Genomic DNA, 20,504 nt, shown 5'->3' with positions numbered 1-20,504 from the left:
GTCGCAGGGGCTGCGTCTTTAGTAGTCAGGAAGGACGGCGCCGTCCTGTGCAACTGCGAGAAGGCGAGACCGCCTTGAGTTGCCTGAATGGCATCAAGCTATTCTGAGTTGCTCAGTGACCGGGGTCACTCGAGATGATATCGCCGAACAGTTCCCAGGTCTTGCCCTTGAATCGCATCATCTGGAGCTGCTCGATCGGCGCGAAATTGTCGGGCGCGGTGTTGATCTTGATGCCGGGCAGCAGCGTGTCCGGCTCGAAGTCCTTCAGGCTCGCAGCCTGCCTCATGATGTTGTCGCGGGTGAGGTTGTCGCCGCACATCTGCAGCACCTTCACCATGGTCTGGGCGGCGGCATAACCGAACACCACGCCGGCATCGAGCTTGTTCGCCTTCGGATCGAACTGCGCGAGGAAGTTGTAGAACCTCTTCATGCCGTCGTCGGCGTTCCATTGCGGGTCGGAGCCGTCCTTGGTGTAGGTCGCCGACAGGATGCCTTGCGAGATCTCGAAGCCCGCCGGCTCGATCACGCCGCCGACCGAGGCCGAGACGTTGGAGATGATGTGCATCGGGTGCCAGTTGATCTCGGCCGCCTTCTTGATCGCTTGCGCCGCGAATTTCGGCGTAGCGATGCTGATGAAAATGTCGGCGCCGGCAGCCTTCAGCTTCACGACGTGCTCGTCGATCGCAGGCTCCGAGGTGTCGTAGGGCTCCTCCATCACGATCATCGAAGCCTTGGTGCCGAGCCCGTCCTTCAGCCCCTTCAGATAATCCTTGCCGAAATCGTCGTTCTGGTAGAGCACGCCGATCTTGCCGTCCGGCTTCTCCTTCAGGATGTACTTGGCGTAGATCTTGGCCTCGCTGGCATAGCTCGGCTGCCAGCCCATGGTCCACGGATAGTGCTCGGGATCGTTCCACTTCGAGGCGCCGCTCGCGACGAACAATTGCGGCACCTTCTTCTCGTTCATGTATTTCCGGATGGCGCCGTTGGTGGAGGTGCCGAGCGAGCCGAAGATCAGCAGCACGTTGTCGCTCTCGACCAGCTTGCGCGCCTGTTCCACCGTCTTCGGCGGCGAATAAGCATCGTCATACGAGATGAACTTGATCATGCGGCCGTTGACGCCGCCCTCGGCATTGACCTTGTTGAAATAGGCTTCCTCGGCCTTGCCGATCACGGCGTAGGCCGAGGCCGGGCCGCTATAGGGCATGATGTTGCCGATCCTGATTTCGGTATCGGAGGCGCCGCTGTCGTAGGACTTCTGTGCCAGCGCGGGATTGCTCATCGCAGTGCACAACGCGAATGCGGCCGAAAGCGCCGCAACCTGAAATCGAACGACAGCCATTGCTCTCCTACCCCAACTGGATCGGCGTCGCATTGAACAAGATTGATGCACGACGTCAACAAAAAGCCCCCGCGGGAGAGCGCGGGGGCCTTTCAACCTTGGACTACAGCGTCAGCGTGTCACTCCGTGGCGACGTCGCCGCTGATGATCTCGCCGAACAGTTCCCACTTTTCGCCCTTGAAGCGCTGCATCTGCAGCTGCGAAATCGGGGCGAAGTCGGTGGCGCTGGTGTTGATCTTGACGCCGGGCAGCAGGGTGTCCGGTGCAAAATCCTTTAAGGAAGCGGCCTGCTTCATGAGGTTGGCGCGGGTGAGGTCGTCACCGCACATTTCCAGCGCCTTGACGAGGGTCGAGGCTGCGCCATAGCCGTAGACCGTGCCGGTATCGGTCTTGTCGGCGCCCGGCATGTACTTGTCGATGAACTCGGTCCACTTCTTCATGCCGGGGTCGGTGTTCCACTGCGGGTCCGTCGAGTCCTTAGCATAGGCCGCCGACAGCACGTTCTGCGAGGCTTCGAAGCCGGCCGGCTTCATCACGCTGCCGACGGAGATCGACACGTTGGTGAGGATCTGCAGCGGCTTCCAGTTCAGCTCGGCTGTCTTCTTGATGGTCTGGGCCGCGAACTTCGGCGTCGCATAGATCAGCAGCACGTCGGGATTGGCAGCCTTGATCTTGACGATGTGGCCGTCGATCGACGGCTCGGAGACCTCATAGCTCTCTTCCAGGATAATTGCGGACGAAGCCTTGGCGCCAAAACCGTCCTTGGTGCCCTTGAGGTAGTCTTTGCCGAAATCGTCGTTCTGATAGAGGATCGCGATCTTGGCGTCGGGCTTCTCCTTCATCAGCCATTTCGCATAGATCTGCGCTTCGCTCTGGTAGGACGGCTGCCAGCCGATGGTCCAGGGGAAGCTCTTCGGGTCGTTCCACTTGGTCGCGCCGGTGGCGACGAACAGCTGCGGGATCTTCTTGGCGTTCAGATATTTCTGGATCGCGGAGTTCGAGGGCGTGCCCAGCGGGTTGAACACGGCGAGCACCTCGTCGCTTTCGACCAGCTTGCGGACCTGCTCGACGGCCTTCGGCGGCGAATAGCCGTCGTCATAGGTGACGTAGACGATCTTGCGGCCGTTGATGCCGCCCTTGTCGTTGATCATCTTGAGATAGGCTTCTTCGGTCTTGCCGATGATGCCATAGGCCGAGGCGGGGCCGCTGTACGGCATGATGTTGCCGATCTTGATCTCGGTATCGGACGCGCCGGTGTCGTATTTCTTCTGGGCGAGTGCTGCGCCGGAGGTGAGGGTCGCGACCGCCGTTACGAGCGCGGTGGTCCGCAGTGTTCTTCCGAAAAACAAATCTGGTCTCCTTCCTTAATTGATTGATTTCAGTTCTTTCTGAGCCGTCCGGCGAGTTGCTGGCCCAGGATTGCGACTTGCCTTGCGCCATGCGGCACGAGGTAGATGACGGCGAACAGGAGCACGCCGAACACGGCGCCGGAGAGGCCCTTGGAGATGCCCTCCGCGATGTTCGGCACAAAGATGATGAAGGCCGCGCCGACGATCGAGCCGGGCAGCCAGCCGACGCCGCCGACGACCATGCCGAGGAACAGCTGGATCGCGAGCGTGATGGTGAAGCTGTCGGGCGCGACGAACTGCACCGCGATGGCGCTCAGGCCCCCGGCGACGCCGGTGACGGCCGCGGAGACGCCGAAGGCGAGCGTCTTGTACAGCGCGACGTTGATTCCCATGGCGGACGCTGCGATCTCGTTGTCGCGGATCGCCATGAAGGCGCGGCCCGAGCGGGAGCGCAGCAGGTTGACCGAGAAGATGTAGATCGCGAGCACGACGACGAGCGTGAAATAATACAGCCACATGTCCTGTGACATCGGCAGGCCGAACGGCGCATCGGGCTTGGTGACGACGAGGCCCTGCACGCCGCCGGTCCAGTGCTCGAGGAAGTTCAGCTTGAGCAGCTGTGGCATCGCGGTGGCGAGCGCGAAGGTCGCAAGCGCGAGGTAGACGCCGGAGAGCCGCAGCGCCGGCTGGCCGAACAGGAAGCCCGCGCCGAAGCAGACCACGGCCGCGGCCGGCAGGCAGAGGAAATAGGGGACGTTGAACTGCTCCATCATCACAGCGGTGACGTAGGCACCGATGCCGTAGAACGCGCTCTGGCCGAGCGAGAACTGGCCGGACCCGCCAGTCAGGATGTTCAGCGCCAGCACGGCGAGGCCCAGATACAACAGCTGGGTCAGCTGGAAGATCACGAAGTTCTTCGCAAACAGCGGCACGGCGATGAGAAGCAGCAGCACCAGCAGCGAGGTGCCCGTGCCCAGCGTCATGGCCCGCTTCGGAACCGCTTCGACGGCCGGGGCTTCCGTGACGACGTCTTCTGCAGCGCTCATGATCAAACTCGCTTGACGATGTGCCGGCCGAACAGACCAGCGGGTTTGACGACCAGGACGGAGATGATCAGCGCGAGCGCGATCGGGAGTTTGAGCTCGTTGCCGACGCCGGGGATGTAGGTGCCGGCGAGGTTCTCGAAGATGCCGACGAGGAAGCCGCCGACCACGGCGCCGAATGGACTGGTCAGTCCGCCGAGCACGGCGGCGGCGAAGCCGTAGATCAGCACGCCGCCCATCATGTTGGGCTCGAGGAACACGACCGGCGCGATCAGCATTCCGGCGATGGCGCCGATGGCAGACGCCATGCCCCAGCCGAGCGCGATCATCCAGGAGGTGTTGATGCCGACCAGGCGGGCCGATTCAGGCACCGAGGCGGCCGCCCGCATCGCAAGCCCGATCCGCGTGTACTGGAAGAAGAAATAGAGCGCGATCAGCAGCAGCACGGTGACGCCGATCATGCCGGCCTGGTGGGTCGAGATCAGCTGGCTGCCGAGGAACGGCGAGGAGCCGAACGGGGTCGGGTATTGCTTGATGGTGAAGTCCCAGATCAGCCCGGCCGAGGAGTTGATGATCGCATAGAGCGCGATGAACCCGGCGACATTGGTCAGGATCGGCGCCTTGGCCAGCGGCTTGAACAGGATGCGCTCGATGGCGATGCCGCCGACGAAGGAGAGCGCCAGCGCGATGATGAACGCGCCCCAATAGGGCACGCCCCACTGCATCAATTGCCAGGAGATGAAGGTCGAGAACATCGCCATCTCGCCTTGCGCGAAATTGAGATGGTCGATCGCCTGGTAGATCATGACCACCGCGAGCGCCATGCAGGCGTAGATGGCGCCCGTGGCAATCCCGGCCAGGACCTGGTTGGTAAACAGTTCCATTGTCCCGGCTCCTCAGTAACCCAGATAGGATTTGCGGATTTCTTCGTTGTTCGCGATGTCCTTGGCGTTGCCGGACATCACGATACGGCCGGTCTCGATCACATAGGCCTGGTCGGCGAGCTCGAGCGCGAGTTGGGCGTTCTGCTCGACCACCAGGATCGACACCTTGTCCTCGCGGTTGATCTTGCCGAGGATGCCGAACAGGTCGCGCACCACCAGCGGCGCAAGGCCAAAGGACGGCTCGTCGAGCAGCATCAGCCGCGGCCGCAGCATCAGCGCGCGCGCGACCGCGAGCATCTGCTGCTCGCCGCCGGAGAGCGTGCCGGCTTGCTGGGTGTGGCGCTGCTTCAGCACCGGGAAATGCGCATACATGCGCTCGATGTCGGAGACGATGCCGGCATTGTCCTTGCGGGTGATGGCACCGAGCTGGAGGTTCTCCTCCACCGTCATGGTGGTGAAGGTGCCGCGGCCCTGCGGCACATGGGCGATGCCGAACCGCACGATGCTCTCGGTGGAGCGGTGGTTCAGCGGCTTGCCGTCGAACTCGATGCCGCCGGTGGAGCGCACCATGTTGCAGATCGCGCGCAAGGTCGTGGTCTTGCCGGCGCCGTTGGCGCCTAACAGCGTCGTCAGCGAACCTTCGTTGAGCGAGAAGGAGAGGCCGTGGAGCGCCTGGACCTGGCCGTAATAGGCGCGCAGGTCCTTGACGTTGAGCAGCGTCGTCATTGGTCCTTGCTCCCGAGATAGGCCGTGATGACGTCGGGGTTCACCTGCACCTGGGCGGGGGTGCCTTCCGCAAGCTTCTTGCCGAAATTCAGCGCGACGACGTGGTCGGCGATCGACATCACGAGACCCATGTGGTGCTCGACCAGCAGCACCGTCATGCCGCGCTCGTCGCGGATGCGGCGGATGAGGTCGCCGAGCACGTGGACCTCCTCGTGGTTGAGGCCGCCGGCGGGCTCGTCGAGCAGCAGGATCTTCGGATCGGCCGCGAGCGCCCGCGCCAGCTCAACGCGCTTCTGCGTGCCGAAGGGCAGGCCGGAGACGGTGGTGTGGGCGACGTCATCGAGGTCGAGATAGGCGAGGATCTCGTGCACCTTCTTGTTGATGCTGCTCTCGCTGCGGCGAATCCAGGCCAGCCGCAGCGAGTCGCTAATGATGTCGGAGGAGGTGCGGGCGTGCGTGCCGACGCGGACGTTGTCCATCACCGAGAGATTGGGAAACAGCGCCACGTTCTGGAAGGTGCGGCCGATGCCGATCTCGGCGATCCGGTGCGGCGGCCGCGTCAAGATGCTCGCGCCGTCCATCAGGATGTCGCCGGACGACGGCTGGTAGAGGCGGGAGAGGCAGTTGAAGAGCGTGGTCTTGCCGGCTCCGTTGGGGCCGATCAATCCGAGGATCTGGCCCTTGTGCATGTCGAACGACACGCCGTTGAGCGCGACGATGCCGCCGAACACGACGCTGACGTCGCGAACAGCGAGCAGGGGCGATATCCCCTGCGCGAGCTGTGCCTGCGTCATGTCGTCTCGCCCACGCTATTCCGCGGGCGAAGGGGCGATGCGAACCGCTCCCGATGATGACAAAGGCTATCTGAATCCCTCGGCCACACGCGCAACTTTTCCTCCTGATTTCAGCTTTTTGCTGACTTCTTTTTTGGATTGCGGCATCAGACCCCCAAGTGCCGCTTCGATGTTCCTTACCATCGCCAGCAGTCGCGGTCCAATGTCGTTGATCAAACGCTCTTCCGTGAAGCGGAATGCGGGCGCACCGCAATTGAATGCGTAGGGACCGGTTCCGTCGTTGAGCTTGAGCGCGACGCCGGCGGCGCCGATATCGTCGTGCCAGTCGCCGACGGACATCGCGAAGCCGTATTTCGCAACCGTCTCGCCTGAACGCTCCAGTCCGTCGCGCATCTTGGGCCAGCGGCTGCCGTAATGTTCGCGCAGAATGCGGGAGACTTCAGCGCGGCCTTCTTCGTCGAGTGCCCAGAAGTAGGCGCGGCCCATCGCACTGGTTGCAATCGGCACGCGGGAGCCGACGTCGAGTTGAACGCCGACCGTCTCGCTGCCACGGCTCTGCCCGAAATAGATCATGCTGTGACGGTCGCGGCCGCCGACGGCGACGGCGCCGCCGGTCGCGCGCATCATTTCTTCGCGAAACGGTTCGGACAAATGCCGAACGCCGAGATTGGCGAGCGCCGCATAACCAAGCGACATCGCCGCCGGTGTGAGCTGGTACTTCTCGAAGCGGGGAACCGGCGCAAGATAACCGAGCTTCGTCAACGTATAGGTCAGGCGTGATACGGTCGGCTTGGGCAGATTGGTCCGCGCCGCGATCTCCTGGTTGCCGAGCAGGCCGTCATTGGGTTGGAATGCGCGCAATACATCCAGTCCGCGGGAAAGCGCGACGACGAAATTCCGATCGGTCGCGGTCTTCTTTGCTGTACGCTTCATCCCGGATCTGCTCTTGCGCGGAGTCGTTGACAAGCCACGTGCTTCAAAATAACCCTGCCGTCAAGATGCGGAATTAAATTCCGCACTGCGAAATCGAATAAAAGTAAATCCCCACCAAGGAGGGAAACCGTGAGCGAAGTGGTCAAGTTAGAGCGTCATGACGAAGTCGGGATCGTCACGGTCAACAGCCCTCCGGTCAATGCGCTGAGTGCCGCAGTCCGCGGTGGTATCCTGGAGTGCATCAAGGCCGCCATTGCCGATCCCGCGATCAAGGGCATCGTGCTGACCTGCGCCGGCCGCACCTTCATTGCCGGCGCCGACATCACCGAATTCGGCAAGCCGCCGAAGCCGCCAGGCCTCAACGAAGTGCTGGCCGAGATGGAGAATTCGCCGAAGCCGATCGTCGCCGCGATCCACGGCACCGCGCTCGGCGGCGGCCTCGAGGTCGCGTTGGCCTGTCATTTCCGCGTGGCTGTCAAAGAGGCAAAGCTCGGCCTGCCCGAGGTGAAGCTCGGCCTGCTGCCCGGTGCCGGCGGCACCCAGCGCCTGCCGCGCGCGGTCGGGCCGGAACTCGCCGTCAAGATGATCGTCGGCGGCGATCCGATCGGTGCGGCGGAAGCGCTGAAGAATGGCCTGATCGAGGAGATCGTCGAAGGTCCGGCGTCCGGCGGCGAGGCCTTCGTCCGCAAGCTGCTGGCCGAGAAGCGTCCGCTACGCCGCCTGCGCGACGACGATTCCAAGATTGCGGCGGCCAAGGCCGACCGCTCGATCTTCACCAATGCGGTTGCCGCCATGACCAAGAAGTCGCGCGGCCTGGAAGCGCCGTTCGCGGCGGCCGACGCCGTCGGCTACGCCATCGACCTGCCGTTCGACGAAGGTCTCAAGAAGGAGCGCGAGGGCTTCCTCAAGCTCGTCGCCAGCGACCAGTCCAAGGCGCAGCGCTACGCCTTCTTCGCCGAGCGTGAAGCCAGCAAGATCGCGGGCGTCCCTGAAGGCACCACGTCGCGCCCCGTTAACCGCGTCGCCATTCTCGGTGCCGGCACCATGGGCGGCGGCATCGCGATGTCCTTTGCCAATGCCGGCATCCCCGTCACGCTGATCGAGACCGGCGAGGAGCAGCTCAAGCGCGGCATGGGCATCATGCAGAAGAACTGGGAAGCGACCGCCGCACGCGGCGGCATCCCGGCGGATGCGCCGGCTAAGCGCATGGCGCTGATCAACGGCGTCGTCGGCATCGAGAATGTCGGCGATGCCGACCTCGTCATCGAAGCCGTGTTCGAGACCATGGCGGTGAAGCAGGAAGTGTTCGGCAAGCTCGACCAATACGTCAAGCAAGGCGCTGTGCTTGCCTCCAACACCTCGTACCTGAACATCGACGAGATCGCGAAGGCGACCAAGCGTCCGCAGGACGTGCTCGGCATGCACTTCTTCTCGCCGGCCAATGTCATGAAGCTGTGCGAGATCGTGCGCGCCGACAAGACCGCGCCGGATGCCCTCGTGACTGCAGTCACGATCGCCCGCAAAATTGCAAAAGTGCCGGCCGTGGTCGGCGTCTGCGACGGCTTTGTCGGCAACCGCATGCTGGCCCAGCGCGGCAAGCAGTCCGAGAAGCTGTTGTTCGAAGGTGCGCTGCCGCAGCAAGTGGACGCCGTGGTGACCAAATTCGGCATGCCGATGGGCCCGTTCGCGATGGGCGATCTCGCCGGCCTCGATATCGGCTGGCGTTCGCGCAAGGACCGCGGCATCAAGTCGGAGATCGCGGACGCGCTGTGTGAGGCCGGCCGCTTCGGCCAGAAGACCGGCAAGGGCTATTACAAGTATGAAGCCGGCTCCCGCGCGCCGCTGTCCGATCCGGAGGTCGAGAAGCTGATCGACGAGACTCTGCTGCGTCTCGGCCGCAAGAAGCGCATCGTCAGCGACGACGAGATCCTCGAGCGCATGATGTATCCGATGATCAACGAGGGCGCGAAGATCCTCGAAGAGGGCATTGCGGCGCGTCCCTCCGACATCGACGTGGTCTGGCTCTACGGCTATGGCTGGCCGATCTATCGCGGCGGCCCGATGTTCTGGGCCGACAGCGTCGGCCTCAAGCACATCGCCGACCGTCTCGCCTTCTACGCCAAGGAGACCAACGACCTGAGCCTCGAGCCCGCGCCGCTGCTGAAGAAGCTCGCGGCGGAGGGCAAAACGTTCGCCTCGCTCGCGGCGGCGTCGAAGGCGGCGTGATGGAGGCTACCTCCCCGCTCGTCATTCCGGGATGGCCCAAAGGGCCAGACCCGGAATCCATTTCACCCCTGATTTCGTGGCCTGATGGATTCCGGGCTCGCGACTTTGTCGCGCCCCGGAATGACGACTGATTGTGATGTAGAAAATGACCCATCCCGGCGAACAGTTTTACCCCGAGGGCGTGCATTGGGACGACACCATCGTCCAGGGCACGCTGCCCGACCTGCTCTCGACGGCCGCGGCAAGTTACGGCCCTCGCACCGCGCTGGAGTTTCGCGATCGTCCGATCACTTATACCGAGCTTGCCGCCATGGCCGAGCGCGCGGCGGCTGCGTTCCTGCGTGCCGGCTGCGGCAAGAGCAGCTCTGTTGCGCTATTCCTCGGCAATACGCCGGATCATCCCGTCAATTTCTTCGGTGCGCTGAAGGCAGGCGCCCGGGTCGCGCATCTGTCGCCGCTCGACGGCGAGATCGCGCTGACGCACAAGGTCTCGGACTCCGGCTCGCGCCTGCTGGTCACGTCGAATCTGCAGGCGTTGTTTCCGACCGCGTTGAAATTTCTCGAGAAGGGGCTGATCGATCGCCTAGTCGTCTGCGAGGACGATAGCTGGGGCAAGGTCGGCACGCCGCAGGCGCCGGTCCCGGATGATCCCCGCATCGTCACCTTCAAGGCCTTCGTCGAAGCCGCGCCGCTGCCGGCGCAATGGCCGACTGTGGCGGTCGATGACGTCGCGCTGCTGCAATATACCGGCGGCACCACCGGCCTGCCCAAGGGCGCCATGCTCACGCACGGCAATCTCTCCTCCGCGGTGTCGATCTACGACGTCTGGGGCAAGCCGGCACGCGCGGCGCGCGGCGACGTCGTCGAGCGCGTGATCTGTGTGCTGCCGCTGTTCCACATCTATGCGCTCACCGTCGTGCTGCTGTCCTCGCTCAGCCGCGGCAATCTGATCTCGCTGCACCAGCGTTTCGATGTCGAAGCCGTGATGCGCGACATCGAGGTCAAGCGCGCGACCTATTTCCCGGGCGTGCCGACGATGTGGATCGCGATCGCGGCACTTCCCGATCTCGACAAGCGCGACTTCTCCTCGCTCGCCGCGATCGGCTCCGGCGGCGCGCCGCTGCCGGTCGAGGTCGCGAGCTTCTTTGAGCGCAAGGTCGGCAAGAAGCTCAAGAGCGGCTGGGGCATGACCGAGACCTGCTCGCCCGGCACCGGCCACCCGCCTGTCGGTCCCGACAAGCCCGGATCGATCGGATTGATGCTGCCCGGCATCGAGCTCGACGTCGTCTCGCTGGAAGAGCCCACGAAAGTGCTGCCACCGGACGAAGTCGGCGAGATCCGCATCAAGGGCCCGAACGTCACCAAGGGCTATTGGAACAAGCAGCACGACTCCGCGGAGTATTTCTCCGACGGCCGCTTCCTCACCGGCGACATCGGCTATGTCGACACCGACGGCTATTTCTTCCTGGTCGACCGCAAGAAGGACATGATCATCTCTGGCGGCTTCAACGTCTATCCGCAGATGATCGAGCAGGCGATCTACACCGTATCGGGCGTGCACGAGGTGATCGTGCTCGGCATTCCCGATCCGTATCGCGGTGAAGCCGCAAAGGCCTTCATCAAGCTCAAGCCGGACGCAAAACCGTTCTCGCTCGACGAGCTGCGCGCGCAGCTCGCCGGCAAGGTCGGCAAGCACGAATTGCCGGCGGAGGTCGAGTTCGTCGACGATCTGCCGCGCACGCCGGTCGGAAAGCTGTCGCGCCACGAATTGCGCCAGCGGCAGAAATCAAGTCAAAAGCACGATATAAACCAGGAATAACGCTTCACAGGAGGGTCCGATGGATCTCGCATTCACGAAGGAAGAGCAGGCGTTTCGCGAGGAAGTGCGTTCATTCTTCCGCGACAACGTGCCGCCGGATACGCGGCGCAAGCTGGTCGAGGGCCGCCACCTCTCGAAGGACGAGATGGTGACGTGGTGGCGCATCCTCAACAAGAAAGGTTGGGGCACCAGCCACTGGCCGACGCAGTATGGCGGCACCGGCTGGACAAGCGTGCAGCACTACATCTTCAACGAGGAGCTGCAGTCCTATCCGGCGCCGCAGCCGCTCGCCTTCGGCGTCAGCATGGTCGGCCCCGTGATCTACACCTTCGGCAACGAAGAGCAGAAGAAGAAGTATTTGCCGCGCATTGCCAATGTCGACGATTGGTGGTGCCAGGGTTTCTCCGAGCCCGGCTCCGGTTCTGATCTTGCCTCGCTGAAGACCAAAGCCGAGCGCAAGGGCGACAAGTGGATCATCAACGGCCAGAAGACCTGGACGACGCTCGCCCAGCACGCCGACATGATCTTCTGCCTCTGCCGTACCGACAACAATGCGAAGAAGCAGATGGGCATCTCCTTCATCGTGTTCCCGATGAAGTCGAAAGGCGTCACCGTGCGCCCGATCCAGACCATCGACGGCGGCGTCGAGGTCAACGAAGTGTTCTTCGATGACGTCGAGGTTCCCTACGAGAACCTGATCGGCGAAGAGAACAAGGGCTGGGATTACGCCAAATTCTTGCTCGGCAATGAACGCATCGGCATTGCGCGGGTCGGCGTCTCCAAGGAGCGGCTGCGCCGCATCCGCGATCTCGCCGGCAAGGTCGAATCCGGCGGCAAGCCGATCATCCAGGACGCCGCGTTCCGCGAGAAGCTGGCGGCCTGCGAGATCGAGCTGAAGGCGCTCGAGCTGACCCAGCTCCGCGTCGTCGCCGACGAAGGCAAGCACGGCAAGGGCAAGCCCAATCCGGCGTCGTCGGTGCTGAAGATCAAGGGCTCCGAGATCCAGCAGACCACCACCGAGCTGCTGATGGAAGTGATCGGCCCGTTCGCCGCACCCTACGATGTGCACGGCGACGACGGCTCCAACGAAGCCATGGACTGGACCGCCCAGATCGCGCCGAGCTACTTCAACAACCGCAAGGTCTCGATCTACGGCGGCTCCAACGAGATTCAGCGCAACATCATCGCCAAGGCGGTGCTGGGGCTGTGATCGCGCACTATCACCACGCACTCACCGTCATGGCCGGGCTTGACCCGGCCATCCACGCCTAGCGGCACGAAAGAACGTGGATGCCCGGCACAAGGCCGGGCATGACGAAATCGATACCGGGAGAGCAAAGAACATGGATTTTGATTTGACCGAGGAGCAGCGGCTCCTGAAGGACAGCATCGACGGCCTGCTGACCGATTCCTACGATTTCGAGAGCCGCAAGAAGTACATGAAGGAGAAGGGCGGCTGGAGCAAAGCCGTCTGGGGCAAGCTCGCCGAGCAGGGTCTGCTTGGGTTGCCCTTCGCGGAGGCCGATGGCGGCTTCGGCGGCGGCGGCGTCGAGACCATGATCGTGATGGAAGCGCTCGGCAAGGCGCTGGTGCTCGAGCCGTATCTGGCGACCGTCGTGATCGGCGGCGGCTTCCTGCGCCATGCCGGCACCGATGCGCAGAAGGCCGCGCATGTGCCCGGGATCGTCGACGGAAGCAAGACGCTGGCGTTCGCCCAGCTCGAGAAGAACTCGCGCTACGATCTGTTCGACGTCGCCACGACGGCGAAGAAGAAAGGCGAGGCTTACGTCATCGACGGCGAGAAGTTCGTCGTGCTCAACGGCGAGAACGCCGACACCCTGATCGTCACCGCGCGCACCAAGGGCAACCGCCGCGATACGACCGGCATCGGCGTGTTCCTGGTGCCGGCGAGTGCCAAGGGCGTGACCAAGAAGTCTTACCCCACGCAGGACGGCCTGCACGCCGCCGACATCACATTCACCGGTGTGGAGGTCGGCGCAGACACCGTGCTCGGCAACCCCGACGACTCGCTCGCGCTCATCGAGCGCGTGGTGGACGAGGCTCGTGTCGCACTTTGTGCGGAAGCAGTCGGCCTGATGGACGAGTCGCTGAAGACCACCGTCGAGTACATCAAGACGCGAAAACAGTTCGGCGTCGCGATCGGCTCGTTCCAGTCGCTGCAGCACCGCGCCTCCGACATGTTCGTCGCGGCCGAGCAGGCGCGCTCGATGTCGATGTTCGCGACCATGGCGGCTGATTTCGAGGACGCCAAAGAGCGTTCCACCGCCATCGCCGCCGCTAAGGTGCAGATCGGCAAGTCGCTGAAATTCGTCGGCCAGCAGGCGATCCAGCTCCACGGTGGCATCGGCATGACCATGGAGGCGAAGATCGGCCACTACTTCAAGCGCCTGACCATGATCGAGAACACCTTTGGCGACACCGACTACCACCAGCGCCGCGTCGCGGATGCGGGCGGGTTGGTCTGAGTGATCTAAACCACACGAAGACTGTCATGCCCCGGCTTGACCGGGGCCCAGTACGCTGCGGCAGCAGTTCGTTCACGCAACATCCGCCGCGGAGTACTGGATCGCCCGGTCAAGCCGGGCGATGACACCGAACAAGCGGAATCAGCGGAGCAACAACGGCCGCTACCGGTCGCGCTCGGCCAGGGCACCTTCGATCGCGCGCACGACGAGCAGGGCCGATCGCTCGTCCAGGTGCACACCGTCGGCCCAGCGCAGTTCGCCCGACGGCGGATCGATCGGCAGCCAACGCTCGCGATCCGGGAAGGCCGCGTGGACGATCGCCTTGCTCATCCTGACCATGCGCGAATCCTCGATCTCCGCCGCGAAGGGGATCTCGATCAGGAACGCGCGTGATCCCCGCCGCTCGATGTCGTCGATGAGCTGTCTGATGCGCGCCACGTTCGCGTGCGCCTGAGCGGTGGGGTCGTCGTCATTCATCTGTTGCACGGCACGGTCGAGATAGACCCTGTTGTCGAATGTGCTCGGCGGCTCCTTGAGCAGGCGATCCCGCTCGGCGCGCGCGTCTGCAGGATTCGGCGGCGTGTGATTCCACGTTTCATAGGCCGCAACCGCCGTTCGCACCGGGCGCAGGAATAGCGTCTCGGTGCGCGCGCCGCCGGAAAATTTGGCGATCAGCGCGTCGTCGGGCAGGCGCGTGAGAACGTTGGTCTCGATCAGGACGATCTTCGGCAGGCTTTTCCGCTTCGCGACGATGTCCAGGCTGGTCACCGGCGAGCCGCCGGCGAGCGCGAGATTGCGGACGCGCGGGCGTGTGAAATATTCCTCCTTCAGACGCCAGGCGACCGAGCTGCCGACCAGCACGAGGTCAGGTACGGGCTCCCCGACATAGCGGTTGAGCGTGATGATGGTGCCGTCGCGGGTGGTGGCGGTCGGCTGCTGCAGGCCGATGCCGAAACGCGCGGTGGCAAGGCTGCAGGCGAGCAGCAGCGCCACCGCGACGCCCGCGCATTTGATCAGCCATGAAAGTCTCGGTGACTGCGGCATGGTCAGAACTGGAAATAGATGAAGGCGGCGTCCGGCCCGGCCTCGAGCCAGGCCATCGCCGCCAGCGCGCCATAGAGGTACGGCTCCCATCGCCGCAGCTTGCCCTCCAGGAGCGCACCGATGCCAAGGTGCTGGATCAGGACGGGGAAGGCGTAGAGCAGCGCCATGTTGCGGAACAGCTTTGTCGGATTGGGATTGTCAGTCGGCGCGAACATCCCTGCGAGATAGCCGAGCGCGTGATCGAAGTTCGGCAGCTTGAAGAAGATCCAGAGCATCGTCACGGAGAAAAACACCACGCCCATGCGGGCGACCCGCACCACAGGCCCGGCTTCGCCGAGAAATCTCAGGAACGGCCGCTCGACGACCAGCAGCAGGCCGTGCAGCATGCCCCACAGCGCGTAGCTCAGGCTCGCGCCATGCCATAGCCCGCCGAGCGTCATCACGATCATCAGATTGAGGCAGGTCCGGGCCGGCCCCTTCCTGTTGCCGCCGAGCGGGATGTAGAGATAGGTCCTGAGCCAGGTCGACAGCGAGATGTGCCAGCGGGTCCAGAACTCGGAGAACGAGACCGAGATGTAGGGCAGGTCAAAGTTGACGGGCAGGCGATAGCCGAACAGCAGCGCCAGGCCGAGCGCGATCGCCGAGTAGCCGAAGAAATCGGCATAGATCTGGTAGCTGTACAGGAACACGAGCAGCCAGCGGTCCGGCGTCGACACGGTCTCGTAGAGCGGATAGTCCATGTAGGACGTCATCTCGTTGAGATTGTTCGCGACGTAGAGCTTGAAGAAGAAGCCGGTCAGGATCCATTTGGCCGCCGCCACGAAGTCGACGTCGCCGAGTTGCTTGGGCGCAATCTGCGGCATGAACTGGCCCGCGCGGGTGATCGGCCCGGACACGAGCTGCGGGAAGAAGATGATGTAGAGGAACACCTCCCGCAAGCGTGGCGGCTGCTTCTCGCGCGTCAGGTCGACCAGCAGGCTGATATTGTGGAACACGAAAAACGAGATGCCGATCGGCAGCGGCAACCGCAGCAGCACATCCAGTGGTGCGACGCCGGTCGGGTGAACCGCGGCTAAGTCGATGAACAGCAGCTTGTATTTGAAGAATGCCAGCAGCGCGAGATTGAACACGATGCCGGCCGGCATCCAGAGCGCGCGGTTGTCGAACGCCAGCACCAGGCAGAGATAGGTTCCGAGCACGGCAAGCAGCAATAGCGGCAGCAGTTCCGGCTGGCCGGAGCCATAGAACACCAGGCTTGCGAGCACCAGCAGCTGAACCTGGAAGCGGCGCAACGGCGGCAAATAATAGGCGCCGAACACCACCGCAACGAAGATGCCGAACTGATACGAAGTGAATGTCATGCCGCCCCGGATTGCCGGTCCGGCATGTAGCATCTTCGCTCCCGCCATCCTAGTCTCCGGGCCAGCGGCTTGCTCGCGGCCCATCCTTCGAGACGCCCGCTTTGGCGGGGCTCCTCAGGATGAGGTCTCGTTTCAAAACCTTGATCCAAACCCTACGCTCTAAGACCCTCATGGTGAGGAGCGCCGCCTTACGGCGCGTCTCGAACCACGAGGCCAAGCAGGTTCACAGTCCTCAAGCGCCACATGCGGCGGCCTTGACCTTCCTGCCCTAATCCGCTCCTTTTGGCGCGACACAATGATCCCCCTCAGGGGAACGCCAAGACTACGCCAAGAGAACGCCAGGGTAAGCTTCCATGTCTTTCGTCCTCGCCATCGACCAGGGCACAACCTCCTCGCGTGCGATCGTGTTTCGCAGCGACATCTCGATTGCTGCGCGTGCGCAAGCCGAGTTTCCGCAGCATTTTCCGGCTTCGGGCTGGGTCGAGCACGAGCCGGAGGACATCTGGACCTCGACCGTGACGGTCTGCCGCGACGCAATCGAGAAGGCGGGCATCACGGCGAAGGACATCGCCGCGATCGGCATCACCAACCAGCGCGAGACCACCGTGGTGTGGGACCGCGCCACGGGACAAGCCGTGCACCGCGCCATCGTCTGGCAGGACCGCCGCACCGCCGACATCTGCGCGAAGCTCAAGCACGAAGGCCGCGAGCCGCTGATCTCGCAAAAGACCGGCCTGATCATCGATCCCTATTTCTCCGGCACCAAGGTCGCCTGGATCCTGGACCACGTCCCCGGCGCACGGGCGCGCGCCGCCCGCGGCGAGCTGATGTTCGGCACCGTCGATTGCTACCTGCTGTGGCGCCTCACCGGCGGCAAGGTCCACGCCACCGATGCCACCAATGCCTCGCGCACGCTGCTGTTCAACATCCACACCGGACAGTGGGACGACGAGCTGCTCGAGATCATCGGCGTGCCACGCTCGATGCTGCCCGAGGTGAAGGATTCCTCCGCCCATTTCGGCGAGAGCACGCCGGACCTGTTCGGCGGCGCGATCGCGATCTCCGGCATCGCCGGCGACCAGCAGGCCGCGACCATCGGGCAAGCCTGCTTTCGTCCGGGAATGATGAAGTCGACCTACGGCACCGGTTGTTTTGCCCTGCTCAACACCGGCACCACGCCTGTCGTCTCGAAGAACAAGCTGCTCACCACCATCGCCTACCAGCTCGGCGGCAAGCGCACCTACGCGCTCGAAGGCTCGATCTTCGTTGCAGGCTCGGCGGTGCAGTGGCTGCGCGATGGCCTCGGCATCATCAAGCACGCCGCCGAAACCGGACCGCTCGCCGATCAATCCGACTCCATGCAGAGCGTCTATCTGGTCCCGGCCTTCGTCGGCATGGGCGCGCCCTACTGGAATCCGCGCGTCCGCGGCGCCCTGTTCGGCCTCACCCGCAACACCGGCCCGGCCGAGCTTGCCCACGCCGCACTCGAAAGCGTCTGCTACCAGACCTTCGATCTCTGGGCCGCGATGCGCGCGGACTGGCCGAGCTCGGAAATCGCGAGCGTCGTGCTGCGCGTCGATGGCGGCATGACCGCGTCGGACTGGACCATGCAGCGTCTCGCCGATCTCCTCGACGCGCCGGTCGATCGCCCCGTGATCCAGGAGACCACCGCGCTCGGTGCGGCCTATCTCGCCGGTCTCCAGGCCGGCGTCTATCCCGAGCCGACGAAATTCGCCGACAATTGGCGCCTCGAGCACCGCTTCAAGCCGAACATGAGCCAGGCCACGCGCGATCGAAAGCTCGCCGGCTGGGCCCGCGCGGTGAAGGGCGTGCTGGCGAGCGACGAGGGGGAATAGCGGGCGCGTTGCGCCCCAATCAACAACAACGGGAGAAGACAATGAACACGGATTTCAACCGGGTCATCCAAAAGCTCTGCGCTGCGGCGATCTTCGCTGCGCTGCTCACTTCGACCGCCATCGCGCGCGAAAAACCGAACCCGCTCGGCAGCGCGCGCCAGGTCAAGGCTGATGTCGTCGGTCTCAACGCCCCCGCCCGGATCCTGGTCGACGTCTGGGGCATTCCGCACATCTACGCCGGCAACGAGCACGATTTGTTCTTCCTGCAAGGTTTCAACGCCGCGCGCGACCGGCTCTGGCAGATCGATCTTTGGCGCAAGCGCGGGCTCGGCCTGCTCGCCAGGGATTTCGGCCAGGTCAATGCCGAGCAGGACAAGGCGCTGCGGCTGTTTCTCTATCGCGGCGACATGAATGCGGAGTGGGCGGCCTACGGCCCCAAGGCAAAGACCTATGCGGACGCCTTCGTTGCCGGCGTCAACGCCTATGTCGCCGACGTGCGCGCGGGAAAACGTCCGCTGCCGATCGAGTTCAGGATCGCCGGCACCATGCCGGATCTTTGGGTCGCCGATGACGTCGTCCGCATCCGCAGCCACGGCCTGACCCGCAACGTCGCCTCCGAAGTGAAGCGCTCGCTGGTCGCGTGCGCCGCCGGCCTCGATGCCGATCGGTTTCGCGTCAAGCTCGAACCGGCCTGGACCACGAAAATCCCCGATGGGCTCGACCCCTGCAGCGTGCCGAAGGCCGTGCTCGCGGCCTACGATCTCGCGACCCGCCCGGTGGCCTTTGCCGCGCCAAAGGACCAGAAGGCCGCGCTCGCGCACGATCCCGACAAATACCTCACTCAAGCCGATCAGCAGCGCGACACCATCGGCTCCAACAACTGGGTGATCGCGGCTTCGCGCACCGCGACGGGCCGTCCGATCCTCGCCAACGATCCGCATCGCGAGCACAGCGTGCCCTCGCTCCGCTACATCGTCGGGCTCAATGCGCCCGGCATCTCCGTGATCGGCGCCGGCGAGCCGGCGCTGCCCGGCATCTCGATCGGCCACAATGGCACCATCGCCTTCGGCCTCACCATCTTCAACGTCGACCAGGAAGACCTCTACGTCTACGAGCTCAATCCGCAAAATCCCAACCAGTATCGCTACGGCAATGGCTGGGAGGACATGCGCATCGTCCACGAGAAGCAGCAGGTCAAGGGCGAGGCCGATCGCGATCTCGAGCTGAAGTTCACTCGCCACGGCCCCGTGATCTTCGTCGACGACGCCAACAAGCGCGCCTTCGCCGTGCGCTCGATCTGGTTCGAGCCCGGCACCTCGGCTTACTTCGGCTCGTCGGACTACATGACCGCAAAGGACTGGAACGGTTTCCTCGGCGCCATGCGGCGCTGGGGCGCGCCGTCGGAAAACCAGGTCTATGCCGACACCAAGGGCAATATCGGCTGGGTCGCCGCCGGCAAGACGCCGCGCCGCCTCAACTTCGACGGCCTCATGCCGGTGCCCGGCGATGGCCGTTATGAATGGCAGGGATTCTTGTCGCTCGACGAGCTGCCGAAATCGTATCAGCCCAAGCAGGGCTTTTTCGCCACGGCGAACCACATGAACCTGCCGCCCGATTATCCCGTCAACGAGCGCAGGGTCGGCTTCGAATGGTCCGACAGCGCGCGCTGGCAGCGCATCACCGATGTGCTCGCGGCCAACACCAAGGTGACGCTCGCCGACGCCATGGATCTGCAGAACGACGACACCGCCATGCTGGGACGCCGGCTGGTCAAGCTGCTGCAGCCGTTGTCGTCTGATGATGTCAACGTGAAGCAGGGTCTCGATCTGCTCAAGCCGTGGGACGCGCGCGATTCCGCCGATAGTGCCGCGGCCGCCGTGTTCGAGGTCTGGATCGCCAATCATCTCGGCCCCAGGCTGCTGAAAACCACGGCGCCCAAGGCGGCCGACCTGATCGCGCCTGAGGCCTCCAGCATTCCGGCGCTCGTCGCCGCGCTGGAATCGCCGGATGCGTCGTTCGGCGTCGATCCCGCAGCTGCGCGCGACCAGATCTTGCGCGACAGCCTGGGTGCGGCGGTGGCCGATGTCGCCGGCAAGCTCGGTCCTGATCCCTCCACCTGGCGCTGGGGCCGGCTCCATGTCGCAAAGTTCGATCACGCGCTGATGCCGCTCGCCGACAAGGCGACCGCGGCGCAATTGTCGGTCGGCCCGCTCGCCTATGGCGGCGCCGCCAACGTGCCGCGCGCCGCCACCTATCGCCGCTCGGACTATCAGCTCACCGCCGGCGCCTCGTTCCGCATGGTGCTCGATGTCGGCAATTGGGATGCGAGCCGCACCATCAACACGCCCGGCCAGTCCGGCGATCCCTTCAGCGGCCACTACCGCGACCTCGCCCCGCTCTGGGCCACCGGCCAATATGTGCCGTTGCTCTACAGCCTCTCGGCGGTGGAAGCCGCCACCGCGGAAGCGATCACGCTGACGCCAAGGTGAGGGGCCTTCACCTCTCCCCGCTTGCGGGGAGAGGTCGGAACGCATCGAGAGATGCGTTCCGGGTGAGGGGGTACAGGTCTATCGACAGACAGAGCTCGCGGAGAGAGGCCCCTCACCCCAACGCTCTCCCCGTAAGAACGGGGAGAGGGAGCGCA

15 protein-coding genes are annotated in these 20,504 nt (G+C 64.0%); 6 read left to right on the top strand and 9 right to left on the bottom strand.

Annotation, left to right across the window (positions count from 1 at the left end):
* Positions 1-112 precede the first annotated feature (112 nt).
* The 7 genes from ABIC09_RS20410 to ABIC09_RS20380 form a co-directional block, all read right to left on the bottom strand.
* Positions 113-1,339, bottom strand: a complete 1,227-nt coding sequence (locus ABIC09_RS20410) for an ABC transporter substrate-binding protein (protein ID WP_354110346.1) — start codon at positions 1,337-1,339, stop codon at positions 113-115.
* Between the two features lie 119 nt (positions 1,340-1,458).
* Complete coding sequence (locus tag ABIC09_RS20405; protein WP_354110345.1) at positions 1,459-2,688, bottom strand: ABC transporter substrate-binding protein; 1,230 nt, start codon at positions 2,686-2,688, stop codon at positions 1,459-1,461.
* 29 nt (positions 2,689-2,717) lie between these two features.
* A complete protein-coding gene (locus tag ABIC09_RS20400; protein WP_148755730.1) occupies positions 2,718-3,734 on the bottom strand; it encodes a branched-chain amino acid ABC transporter permease in 1,017 nt (338 codons plus the stop codon).
* A 2-nt stretch (positions 3,735-3,736) separates the two neighbouring features.
* Positions 3,737-4,615, bottom strand: coding sequence for a branched-chain amino acid ABC transporter permease (locus ABIC09_RS20395; protein WP_354035635.1), 879 nt, complete (start codon positions 4,613-4,615; stop codon positions 3,737-3,739).
* A gap of 12 nt (positions 4,616-4,627) precedes the next feature.
* Complete coding sequence (locus ABIC09_RS20390; RefSeq protein WP_148755732.1) at positions 4,628-5,341, bottom strand: ABC transporter ATP-binding protein; 714 nt, start codon at positions 5,339-5,341, stop codon at positions 4,628-4,630.
* On the bottom strand, positions 5,338-6,135 hold the full coding sequence (locus ABIC09_RS20385) for an ABC transporter ATP-binding protein (protein WP_354082300.1): 798 nt from the start codon (positions 6,133-6,135) through the stop codon (positions 5,338-5,340). The genes ABIC09_RS20390 and ABIC09_RS20385 overlap by 4 nt, the downstream gene beginning before the upstream one ends.
* 66 nt (positions 6,136-6,201) lie before the next feature.
* Positions 6,202-7,068 (bottom strand): IclR family transcriptional regulator, encoded by an 867-nt coding sequence (locus tag ABIC09_RS20380; protein ID WP_148755734.1) that lies wholly within the window; start codon positions 7,066-7,068, stop codon positions 6,202-6,204.
* 129 nt (positions 7,069-7,197) lie between these two features.
* Here ABIC09_RS20380 and ABIC09_RS20375 point away from each other — a divergent pair, with 129 nt between their 5' ends.
* The 4 genes from ABIC09_RS20375 to pimD all read left to right on the top strand — a co-directional run bounded on the left by ABIC09_RS20375 (position 7,198) and on the right by pimD (position 13,599).
* On the top strand, positions 7,198-9,294 hold the full coding sequence (locus ABIC09_RS20375) for a 3-hydroxyacyl-CoA dehydrogenase NAD-binding domain-containing protein (RefSeq protein ID WP_354110344.1): 2,097 nt from the start codon (positions 7,198-7,200) through the stop codon (positions 9,292-9,294).
* 145 nt (positions 9,295-9,439) lie between these two features.
* The gene (pimA, locus tag ABIC09_RS20370) at positions 9,440-11,113 is read left to right on the top strand and encodes a dicarboxylate--CoA ligase PimA (RefSeq protein WP_354110343.1); all 1,674 of its coding nucleotides are present in this window, start codon (positions 9,440-9,442) and stop codon (positions 11,111-11,113) included.
* 19 nt (positions 11,114-11,132) lie between these two features.
* A complete protein-coding gene (gene pimC / locus ABIC09_RS20365) occupies positions 11,133-12,323 on the top strand; it encodes a pimeloyl-CoA dehydrogenase large subunit (protein ID WP_354110342.1) in 1,191 nt (396 codons plus the stop codon).
* Positions 12,324-12,456: 133 nt separating this feature from the next.
* Positions 12,457-13,599 carry a pimeloyl-CoA dehydrogenase small subunit gene (gene pimD / locus ABIC09_RS20360; protein WP_354110341.1) on the top strand — a complete coding sequence of 381 codons (1,143 nt, stop codon included), beginning with the start codon at positions 12,457-12,459 and terminating at the stop codon, positions 13,597-13,599.
* A gap of 162 nt (positions 13,600-13,761) precedes the next feature.
* On the opposite strand, the gene ABIC09_RS20355 is transcribed toward pimD, so the two are convergent.
* Both ABIC09_RS20355 and ABIC09_RS20350 read right to left on the bottom strand, forming a co-directional pair.
* Complete coding sequence (locus tag ABIC09_RS20355) at positions 13,762-14,592, bottom strand: hypothetical protein (protein ID WP_354110340.1); 831 nt, start codon at positions 14,590-14,592, stop codon at positions 13,762-13,764.
* 53 nt (positions 14,593-14,645) lie between these two features.
* Entirely contained in the window at positions 14,646-16,052 is a 1,407-nt protein-coding gene (locus ABIC09_RS20350) for an MBOAT family O-acyltransferase (protein WP_354110339.1), read from the bottom strand.
* Positions 16,053-16,357: 305 nt separating this feature from the next.
* On the opposite strand from ABIC09_RS20350, the gene glpK reads away from it, so the two are divergent.
* Together glpK and ABIC09_RS20340 are read left to right on the top strand one after the other, a co-directional pair.
* Positions 16,358-17,860, top strand: a complete 1,503-nt coding sequence (gene glpK / locus ABIC09_RS20345; protein WP_354032441.1) for a glycerol kinase GlpK — start codon at positions 16,358-16,360, stop codon at positions 17,858-17,860.
* A 41-nt stretch (positions 17,861-17,901) separates the two neighbouring features.
* Positions 17,902-20,349 carry a penicillin acylase family protein gene (locus ABIC09_RS20340; RefSeq protein ID WP_354110338.1) on the top strand — a complete coding sequence of 816 codons (2,448 nt, stop codon included), beginning with the start codon at positions 17,902-17,904 and terminating at the stop codon, positions 20,347-20,349.
* Positions 20,350-20,504: the final 155 nt, after the last annotated feature.

It is taken from the genome of Bradyrhizobium sp. S3.12.5, assembly GCF_040548225.1.
Classification (GTDB): Bacteria; Pseudomonadota; Alphaproteobacteria; order Rhizobiales; family Xanthobacteraceae; genus Bradyrhizobium; species Bradyrhizobium cytisi.
This window is presented reverse-complemented; position numbering and strand designations above follow the sequence as displayed.